The 6,470-nt window shown below is 39.4% G+C and carries 10 protein-coding genes; 5 read left to right on the top strand and 5 right to left on the bottom strand.

Features of this window, described 5'->3' with window-relative positions; translation table 11 throughout:
- Nucleotides 1–90: 90 nt before the first annotated feature.
- A complete protein-coding gene (locus tag KC820_RS07515; protein ID WP_212369879.1) occupies nt 91–1,050 on the bottom strand; it encodes a nuclease-related domain-containing protein in 960 nt (319 codons plus the stop codon).
- Nucleotides 1,051–1,200: 150 nt separating this feature from the next.
- Here KC820_RS07515 and KC820_RS07510 point away from each other — a divergent pair, with 150 nt between their 5' ends.
- The 4 genes from KC820_RS07510 to KC820_RS07495 all read left to right on the top strand — a co-directional run bounded on the left by KC820_RS07510 (nt 1,201) and on the right by KC820_RS07495 (nt 4,628).
- The gene (locus KC820_RS07510) at nt 1,201–2,022 is read left to right on the top strand and encodes a lipoate--protein ligase family protein (protein ID WP_212369877.1); all 822 of its coding nucleotides are present in this window, start codon (nt 1,201–1,203) and stop codon (nt 2,020–2,022) included.
- Nucleotides 2,023–2,136: 114 nt separating this feature from the next.
- Nucleotides 2,137–2,886, top strand: a complete 750-nt coding sequence (gene hemQ / locus KC820_RS07505) for a hydrogen peroxide-dependent heme synthase (RefSeq protein ID WP_212369875.1) — start codon at nt 2,137–2,139, stop codon at nt 2,884–2,886.
- A gap of 229 nt (nt 2,887–3,115) precedes the next feature.
- On the top strand, nt 3,116–3,808 hold the full coding sequence (gene gerQ, locus KC820_RS13670; protein ID WP_377862693.1) for a spore coat protein GerQ: 693 nt from the start codon (nt 3,116–3,118) through the stop codon (nt 3,806–3,808).
- A 307-nt stretch (nt 3,809–4,115) separates the two neighbouring features.
- Nucleotides 4,116–4,628 (top strand): sigma-70 family RNA polymerase sigma factor, encoded by a 513-nt coding sequence (locus KC820_RS07495; protein ID WP_144089627.1) that lies wholly within the window; start codon nt 4,116–4,118, stop codon nt 4,626–4,628.
- Between the two features lie 42 nt (nt 4,629–4,670).
- On the opposite strand, the gene KC820_RS07490 is transcribed toward KC820_RS07495, so the two are convergent.
- From KC820_RS07490 to KC820_RS07475, 4 genes are read right to left on the bottom strand one after another with little or no spacing between them, the layout of a single operon-like run.
- Nucleotides 4,671–4,901: a hypothetical protein gene (locus KC820_RS07490; protein ID WP_144089628.1), complete on the bottom strand. Its 231-nt coding sequence runs from the start codon at nt 4,899–4,901 to the stop codon at nt 4,671–4,673.
- Nucleotides 4,898–5,539 carry an alpha/beta fold hydrolase gene (locus KC820_RS07485; RefSeq protein ID WP_212369872.1) on the bottom strand — a complete coding sequence of 214 codons (642 nt, stop codon included), beginning with the start codon at nt 5,537–5,539 and terminating at the stop codon, nt 4,898–4,900. Before KC820_RS07485 ends, KC820_RS07490 begins: the two co-directional genes overlap by 4 nt.
- Nucleotides 5,540–5,558: 19 nt before the next feature.
- Nucleotides 5,559–5,849 (bottom strand): hypothetical protein, encoded by a 291-nt coding sequence (locus tag KC820_RS07480; protein WP_144089630.1) that lies wholly within the window; start codon nt 5,847–5,849, stop codon nt 5,559–5,561.
- Nucleotides 5,850–5,860: 11 nt separating this feature from the next.
- Nucleotides 5,861–6,070, bottom strand: a complete 210-nt coding sequence (locus KC820_RS07475) for a helix-turn-helix transcriptional regulator (RefSeq protein ID WP_144089631.1) — start codon at nt 6,068–6,070, stop codon at nt 5,861–5,863.
- A 196-nt stretch (nt 6,071–6,266) separates the two neighbouring features.
- On the opposite strand from KC820_RS07475, the gene KC820_RS07470 reads away from it, so the two are divergent.
- Nucleotides 6,267–6,431: a hypothetical protein gene (locus KC820_RS07470; RefSeq protein ID WP_212369869.1), complete on the top strand. Its 165-nt coding sequence runs from the start codon at nt 6,267–6,269 to the stop codon at nt 6,429–6,431.
- Nucleotides 6,432–6,470: the final 39 nt, after the last annotated feature.

Below are 6,470 nucleotides of genomic sequence, written 5' to 3'. Positions count from 1 at the left end.
TTCAGCAGTCACAACGCTAACTTCAGCAGTCAGAAGACTCATTTCATCAGTTGAACTGCTAGATGTATAGATCATTACATTTTTTAATAACTACCGCTTCTTTTGTCTTATAAAATCCTTGCTATAATCAAATTCCAATAAATATTTGCTAGCACTCGTTTTACCAGCGCTTTTTAATGATTTCTGCAACATATACCGCGCACTACTCTCAGACTCCAGCCCAACAAACTCCCTAAACTCCCGATTCGTGATCGTCTTATTTCCAAGTAAATAGTAATCTTTCAACGCAGAGAGATGTGCATCAATGGAGCGGTGGCCGCAGCGAGTGCACTCCCACCGTCGATTTTTGCGTTCCATGCCGAGGTGTGTGCATTCAGGACAGCAGACGCCTGGTAATATTTCTTCAAATTCAAGTTTCCATCGCTCGAGAATGTTTGGCGTATAAGGTGTATGGGCTTTTGCGATTTTTTGCGCGAGATGTTTAGATTCTCGAAGGTTGATAAACTCTTGTTTATATTTTTGATTGATTTCTCGAAGTTTACTAGATAGTTTGCTTAGTGGAATGACGCGGTCACGGAAGTAATCTGTTCGATCGGAGGCTTGGAGAATCACATGTGGATGTGTCATGACGACGAGGGTTTCAATAGGTAGTGGCGGGATTCGTTGATGCTCTAACCAAGTGGAGAATTGAAATTTTTGTTCCTCTACTTGGACGATTGGGTCGTCATATATTTTTTCAGTTTCATGTGGACGTGGTTGTTGAATGGTTTGCGAAAAATCATTTCGGGATAAGACTTGTCCCCGGTAAGCTTTAACTTCAAGCATCAATAAAAAGCGTGGTGTCACAATCAATGAATCAAGCTGGAAAAATGTTCGGTTAAAAGGTAGGCGAATATCGTGGAGTGTATAGTGGTTAAAATTGAGTTTGCTGAGAGCGTAATCGAGGCGTTGCTCCCCTTGGAAGCCGGCTTTTTCTCTTCCGAAGCGATCAGTCAGCTTCACATACGTTGGATGGTTTTCGGGTAATCTTCTAAGGAGGTTTTCTAGCATGAGGGAATAAATTGTGGGAATATGAGGTTTGATGATCAATACATAGTCTCCTTTCAAGTATTATATAGTTTTATTGTATCTGTGCCTTTCAATTAAACAAGTACTGAATTTGTTATAATGAGCGTAGCTAATGGAAAAGGAAGTTGAATGATGAAACATAAATTACTACAGTTTGACCAACTACAGATGATGGATGACACCAATCCGAATGAATCAAATGTTCTCGCTTCATTCGCGATGGACGATACCCTTTGTATTGCTGCCAGTGAAAATAATGAAGCCGGGATTCGGTTTTGGGTGCACGGTCCGACTGCTGTGTTGGGTATTCCGGATAGCCGTTTACCGAAGATCAAGGAAGCGGTCGGTTATTTAACAGAACAGAATCATGACGTGATCATTCGAAATTCCGGTGGGCTTGCCGTAATTTTGGATGAAGGCATTTTGAATATCTCGCTTATTTTCCCGCATGGAAAAAATATCGATATTCACGAAGGTTATGAAACAATGGTTGCGTTCATTCAATGGATTTTTGATGATGAACCAATTGAAATTGAAGCCTACGAGATTGAAGATTCCTATTGTCCTGGAACGTATGATTTAAGTGTGGATGGCAAAAAATTCGCAGGCGTTTCACAACGTCGTGTGAAAGAAGGAACCGCCGTTCAAGTTTATTTAGCTGTTGAGGGAAGCGGCTCTGAACGGGCGGAACTTGTACGCCAATTTTATCAAATCGGTAAAAATAACGAAGACACAAAATTTGCTTATCCTGAAGTCAACCCTCAAGTCATGGTAACACTAGAGGAAGTGCTCAACAAACCGATGTCGGTTGAAGGATTAGTGAGCAAAATCAATCGAAAACTTACAGACGATGGTGTTCAACTCACTAAAAAGGTGCTTAACGAACAAGAAACAGAGTGGTTTGAGAAACGATTGAGTATGATGAAAAAAAGAAACGAACAAATTAATAGCTAAACATAACACGCTTCAATCGTAACAAAACGTTCGTTGCTCTTACTCTAACCTGAAGGGCAATTATGTTATAGTGAAATTGTGTGAAATAATGTTATAGAAAAGGAGTGACATACCATGCCAGCAGTTCAAGCAGTAGAAACAGTAGATGGTTGGTATTGTTTACATGATTTTCGTACCGTTAATTGGTCCGCTTGGAAAAAAGCTTCTGAAGATGAACGCAAACAAGCGATAGAAGAGCTGAATCAATTGATGGGCGATTGGGAAGGTATTGAAAAAGAAAAAAACGGAAGCTTCGGTTTTTATACCATTGTTGGACAAAAAGCTGATTTGCTTTTCATGAATTTACGTCCGACGATGGAAGAACTGACAGAATTAGAAACAAAATTCAATAAAACAAAACTTGCAGAATACTTAGAGCCTGCTTATTCATATGTGTCCGTTGTGGAATTATCAACATACATGTCCAAAGCGGAAGATATGGAAAACAACCCAGAAATCCAGGCACGTCTCCACCCTATTTTACCGAAATGGAATCATGTGTGCTTCTATCCAATGGATAAGCGCCGCGCAGGTGAGGACAATTGGTATGCTGAAGAATTCGATGAACGTGCCCGCTTGATGTATGATCATGGCATGACTGGCAGAAAATATGCCGGGAAAGTACGTCAAATGATCACTGGCAGTATGGGTTTTGACGATTGGGAGTGGGGTGTCACGCTTTATGCACATGACGTCCTTCAGTTCAAAAAATTAATTTATGAAATGCGTTTTGATGAAGTTAGTGCTCGTTTCGCTGAATTCGGTTCATTTTACATTGGACACCGTAAAGAACGAGACGACTTAAACAGCATTTTTTCTGTATAATGAATATACGCATGTGAGATCGCTATCGATTTCACATGCTTTTTTATTTCCTCAATTGCATTGACCTCCACATGATGTTCCTACATAAAAATTCTTCTTAAAAAAAGAATGTTTTAGCATTCTCTACATATACATGGATACAGTGGTACGCCTAAAAGAGTGAGGTGATGCTTACTTAGCCATCACCAATAAGTTCTTATTAAGTCAATACTTCTTAGGAGGTCGATGATTGTTGGATGAATCAAAACAAGATCAGCAAGCGCCTGAACAAAAGGTGAGTGAACAGGAACAACGTGGTATGGAAGGCAAGAAGAAAAATCCTGCATATAAACAACCTGCTTACGAGCATTATCAGCAACAAAGCGGAGCTAAAAAATGGATGCCACATGATAAGAAGCAACCGGGAACTTGGTATAATCAAGGAAGTCAACAACAAGGATTATATCAGCCCCCTCAATTTGGAAATCACAGTATGGGGCAAAGTGGATGGGGTAGCCCTCCACCACCACAACCAAATCAACAGCAAGGTGGAGCTTCTATGCAATATGGTCAACCGTATGATCCAATGAATCAAAATCCAGCAAACTTCCAAGCGGGGGGGATGCCTCAAGGTGGCGGCGCACCAATGACACTGACTTATTCACCTCAAGGCGGGATGCCAGGTGCTGTCGCTCCAAGAGAACAATCCTATATCGAAAATATCTTACGCTTGAATCGAGGTAAACCAGCAACGATCTATATGACATTTGAAAACAATGACGAATGGAACGCGGAAGTTTTTCGAGGTATTGTTCGTGAAGCCGGGCGTGACCATATTGTTCTTGAAGACACTCGAAGCGGTCGTTGGTACTTACTTCTCATGATTTACTTGGACTATGTCGTGTTCAATGAACCATTGAATTATGAATATCCGTTTGGTTAAGCAAACCTTCCCGTATCACTTGAATAAGTGATACGGTTTTTTCATGAAAATTCCACACCTTTTCCATAGTGTTAACGATTCTATTCATGAGTGCACAGATTTATAGAAACTTGAAAGTCGACTGAATTTCTGAGTTTTTATCTACAATTTTCGATAAATCATTCATAGAACATGTTCTATTGAACCAATAATTTTTGATTTACAATAAAACAGAAATTTTACTAATGTTGGATATTCAAGTAAATTATAATCGCTAGCGGTGAAATGGGGCAGAGACCGGTCTCCTTTTGAGGAGGAGAATTTTCAAATGTTGCAGCAAGGGGGAAATCGAGAAAGAGACGTAGAATTTGAGCTTGTATTTATGGAATATAAGAAAATGATTCATCACTTAATCCATAAATACAATATTCAAGATCCACAAGGGGAATTTTTTCAAGAAGGTTTAATAGCTTTATGGAATGCTTATCAACGATATGGCGATCGAGATTCCTTTGGAAAAATGGCTTACATAACGATCCGTAGCCGGTTAATTGACTTGATTCGGAAGAAAAATCGTCGGGCAGAAAAAGAGACAGCGACTGACCTCATCAGTGAATCAGCTTATACGGATGAATCGATTAACACATTTGATCCATTTTTCTGGGAACGAATCCAAAATGCTTTGACCGATAAACAATGGATTTTTGTTCGTCGAAAAATCATCGAGGGCAGAGCGTATAAAGATATTGCCGCACTTGAAAATACAACAGTTGACGCTGTAAAAGGTTGGGGAAAAGAAGTCAAAAAGAAATTAAAGACGCTATTAGAGGAGGAATCTTAAAATAAAAAAGCATCCAAACATGTCGAGTTGGATGCTTCTTCCTCATTGTGCAGGCATCGTATACGTTACAAAATGGCCCTTACTCTCTTCCATCGTGCAAAAAATGTCATCCAGCACTTCCTGAGCACGTTCAGCAGACTCATACTTACCAACGATTTCACTCCACTTTTGCATCGGGTGCCAATGAATAATCCCTTCAATCTTTTTACCTTTCATCAGTAGCTGATTCACTTGAAGCAACGATTCACCATTCTGTGCTTTAATCCAGATCATCTATCCGAACCTCCTTTAAACTGGCCATTTTCCAAAAATTGATTGACGAGGCTTGCTGTTCGGCTCTGATGATGTATTTCCAGATGATGATAAGGTAGTATGATAAAGTCTTTGAATTCATCCATTGGAACGGATGACAACTCGACTTTTCCGTCATTTTTTTCCCGAATGAGCCTACCAAGTAATCCTTTTGACTTCGTACCTGCAATTGCACCGATTTCTACCCCATTCGGCGCCTCAATATTTAACTGTTCAATATACGCTCTATCTAATGACTTTAATGTTCTGAACCTCGACACATACCACTTCATTCGACCTGCTAGAGTTGCTAGATAGCTACCTCGATTTGGCGTCGCAATCAACACGGCTCTACCAACCTGGCGGACGATGTCTTCATCCATCAATAAATGACGAATCACCAATCCACCAGTACTGTGACCTACCAAATGTATTTTCTCATTAGGATCCGTATATTTTGGGATATATTCTTTTAATACGACTGTACTGCGGTCAAACTCTTGATAAGTCAATGGTAGCGTTGGCACCAAACATTCATAGCCCCAATTCTCCAAATCTTTTTTCATCGAGTAAAAATCTTTTTTATCTCTGTAAAACCCATGAACTAAGATGACTTTCATAATAATGCTCCTTTAACAATTAAACCGTTCTCCGACTGATTAAGAGGGTTACTGCATGCAAGATGAATAAACCCGTTAACAAAAACCATATCGCATCTCTATATCCATCGTACGTCATTGAGTATACATGATCATTGATTAACTCGATGACTAACCAACCTAGCGGCATAAGCGGAAAAGCGACACTATACGACCGGTTTAAAATCGTTTGTCCCCTCTCGTCCTTACCTTCTGAACTCCACTGGAATTTCAATGAATAATAGACTGACCAAAAGAAAACAATGACATAAAACAATGCAAAAAAGCCCATCTTCTTCCCTCCTATTGGTATAAAAAGATATCTTCCACCCCAACATCAAATAACCTTGCCAGCTCAAACGCTAATTTCAATGATGGATTGTAACGATTCTTTTCAATCGAAATAATCGTTTGACGACTGACCCCTACTTTCTTCGCGACATCTTGTTGCGAATAACCTTTTTGGGCACGATACACGGCTAAACGATTTGTTAATTGACCACTTTCAAACAAACTCGTCACCACCCTTCTATAACTATAGTATAGTATTTTTTACACAAAGTAAACTATTTTTTACATATCGTACAAAGATAAATAAGGCTGAGATGACTTCCACCTACAGATGTATATAAAATCAATCGCTGTCCTGTTAAACGATTTTGAGAAATTCTTTAAGATTAAGGTAATCAAATAAACGGAGGTCAAATCAATGCTAAATAATCATATGGAAAAGATCGAGCGGTTGAATGAATTGAAGAGAAAATATGGTAGCCAAATTTACGTTGCTTCAAAGCCAAAACGAAAGAGACGTTTTATCAAAGGTTACTTAAGTCGATGGATGAAACAATTTCAAACAAAAAGCCCCGCTTCATAAGTGCAATATAAACTATTTAGTGAATGCAGATCCCCTAGG

Source organism: Allobacillus saliphilus (assembly GCF_018138385.1).
Taxonomy (GTDB): Bacteria; Bacillota; Bacilli; order Bacillales; family Alkalibacillaceae; genus Allobacillus; species Allobacillus saliphilus.
Note: the sequence above shows the minus strand (reverse complement) of the source record. Positions and strands in the feature narration are given on the sequence as shown.